General features: G+C 64.4%; 3 protein-coding genes and 1 pseudogene. 1 reads left to right on the top strand and 3 read right to left on the bottom strand.

Going from position 1 to position 1,905, the window contains the following annotated elements; genetic code table 11:
• A pseudogene (locus EN893_RS31790) lies at nt 1-242 on the bottom strand (EamA/RhaT family transporter); the annotation flags it as partial.
• A gap of 96 nt (nt 243-338) precedes the next feature.
• Between EN893_RS31790 and EN893_RS31785 the strand changes: the two are divergent.
• Nucleotides 339-824 (top strand): MarR family transcriptional regulator, encoded by a 486-nt coding sequence (locus EN893_RS31785; RefSeq protein WP_127271370.1) that lies wholly within the window; start codon nt 339-341, stop codon nt 822-824.
• Between the two features lie 191 nt (nt 825-1,015).
• On the opposite strand, the gene EN893_RS31775 is transcribed toward EN893_RS31785, so the two are convergent.
• Nucleotides 1,016-1,441 carry a DUF1178 family protein gene (locus EN893_RS31775; protein WP_023811158.1) on the bottom strand — a complete coding sequence of 142 codons (426 nt, stop codon included), beginning with the start codon at nt 1,439-1,441 and terminating at the stop codon, nt 1,016-1,018.
• The coding region (locus tag EN893_RS31770; protein WP_281062516.1) for a nitrilase-related carbon-nitrogen hydrolase at nt 1,438-1,905 on the bottom strand (468 nt) is incomplete at its 5' end. The genes EN893_RS31770 and EN893_RS31775, both read right to left, overlap by 4 nt.

Below are 1,905 nucleotides of genomic sequence, written 5' to 3'. Positions count from 1 at the left end.
GCATAGGACACCGCGGCGGTGACGAAGAAATAGCGGAATTTGTGCGCGGTGAGCCGGACCCGCTGGCCGCGAGCCAGGAGCACGCACAGCAAGACGCCGCCGGCGCCGAGCGAGATGACGAAGGCCCAGACCATGGCCGGCACGCCGGCAGCCGTGGCGAGCTTGCCGAATGGCAGCGTCAGGCCGAGCAGGCCGCCGGTGACGACCAGCAGGCCGAGCGCCGAATCCCAAAGACGTTTCATTGACCGAATCCTGTAGCGCGGCCCTTGGCCGGCATTGCATGTTAAGATAAGATAATGGAAAGATTCTTAACGTCAAGATATATGATGGTGAGACAGTTGGACAGGGCAGCACGGGCGATCGAGCAATGGAAGCGGGAGCGGCCCGATCTGGATGTCTCGCCGATGGGTGTGCTCGGGCGGCTGAACGAGGCCGCCTCGCTGATCGCCCGCGAGCGCCTAGCGCCGTTGTTTGCCCGTTATGGATTGCAGTCCGGGGAATTCGACGTGCTGGCCACGCTGCGCCGTTCAGGCTCTCCCTACGCGCTGACGCCAACCGCCCTCTATGAAGCGACGATGGTGACGTCAGGCGCCATGACCAACAGGCTCGACCGGCTCGAAACGTCCGGATTGATCCTGCGCGGGCCGCATCCCAACGATAGGCGCGGCATTGTCGTGAGGCTGACCGACAAGGGCCTGGCCTTGATCGATGAGGCCGTCACTGCCCATGTTGCCAACGAGCACGAGATTCTCTCGGGCTTGACGCCGGCGGAACGGGAGACGCTCTCTCGGCTGCTGGAAAAGCTGATCGGGAGCGTGAGCTAATTTCTGTTGCGATCCTTCGCGCCCCCCTCTGTCCTGCCGGACACCTCCCCCACGAGGGGGGAGATTGGCAGCTTCGACACTGCGCCTGCCACGTCAGAGATTGGCGAAGGCCTAGGTGACGTCCGATCTCCCCCGTGGGGGAGATGTCCGGCAGGACAAAGGGGGGCGCTGTCCCGCTGGCGTCGAAAGACTCAGTTGCGATCGTCCGGGAACACCGGGATCGGCATGAACTCGACGCCGTCCTCGGCCAGGCTCTTGGCCTCGTCCAGCGTCGCCTCGCCATAGATGCCGCGCGGGTCGCTCTCGCCGAAATGGATCTTTCGCGCTTCCTCGGCGAACTTGTCGCCGACATAGTCGGCGTTCTCGCGCACCTTCTCGGCCATTGCCTTGAGCTGTGCCAAAGCCTGCTTCTGCGCCTCGCCCATCGCCAGCGCTATTGTTTCCTGTTTGCGCGCCGTGGAGACGGCCGGCGCCATCAGCGCCTTCTGCACCTTGTGCGATCCGCAGGTGGGGCAATCGACAAAGCCGCGCTTCTTCTGGGTGTCGAAATCGTCGTTGCTGCGGAACCAGCCTTCGAATTCGTGCTCGTGCTCGCAGATCAGGGCAAAGCGGATCAAGAGGCTGCACCCCTGAGCCGCGGCGCCTCGCCCGAACCGGCATTGACGGCGAAATCCCGTGCATTCCTGAGGTTGGGGATCTTCTTGCGCGCGGCAAGCGACTGCGCCGGGTCGATCTCGGCGACGATCACATCAGGCTCGTCATGCGCGGCTTCCGCGATGATACGGCCCCACGGATCGACGATCAGCGAATGACCGTAGGTCTCGCGGCCATCCTCATGCAGGCCGCCCTGCGCGGCGGCGATGACATAGGCGCCATTCTCGATGGCGCGGGCCCTGAGCAGCACGTGCCAGTGCGCCTCGCCGGTCTGACGGGTGAAGGCGGCAGGTACGGAAAGCAGATCGGCGCCGGCCAGTGCCTCGGCACGGAAGAGCTGCGGAAAGCGCAAATCGTAGCAAACGGCGAAGCCGAGCTTTGCACCCTCGATCTCGGTGACGACGGCCTCGGTGCCCGGTTCGTAGGC

It is taken from the genome of Mesorhizobium sp. M7A.F.Ca.CA.004.04.2.1, assembly GCF_004022825.1.
In the GTDB taxonomy this organism is placed as follows: domain Bacteria; phylum Pseudomonadota; class Alphaproteobacteria; order Rhizobiales; family Rhizobiaceae; genus Mesorhizobium.
The sequence above is the reverse complement of the archived record's forward strand: the minus strand, read 5'-3'. Positions and strand labels throughout refer to the sequence as shown.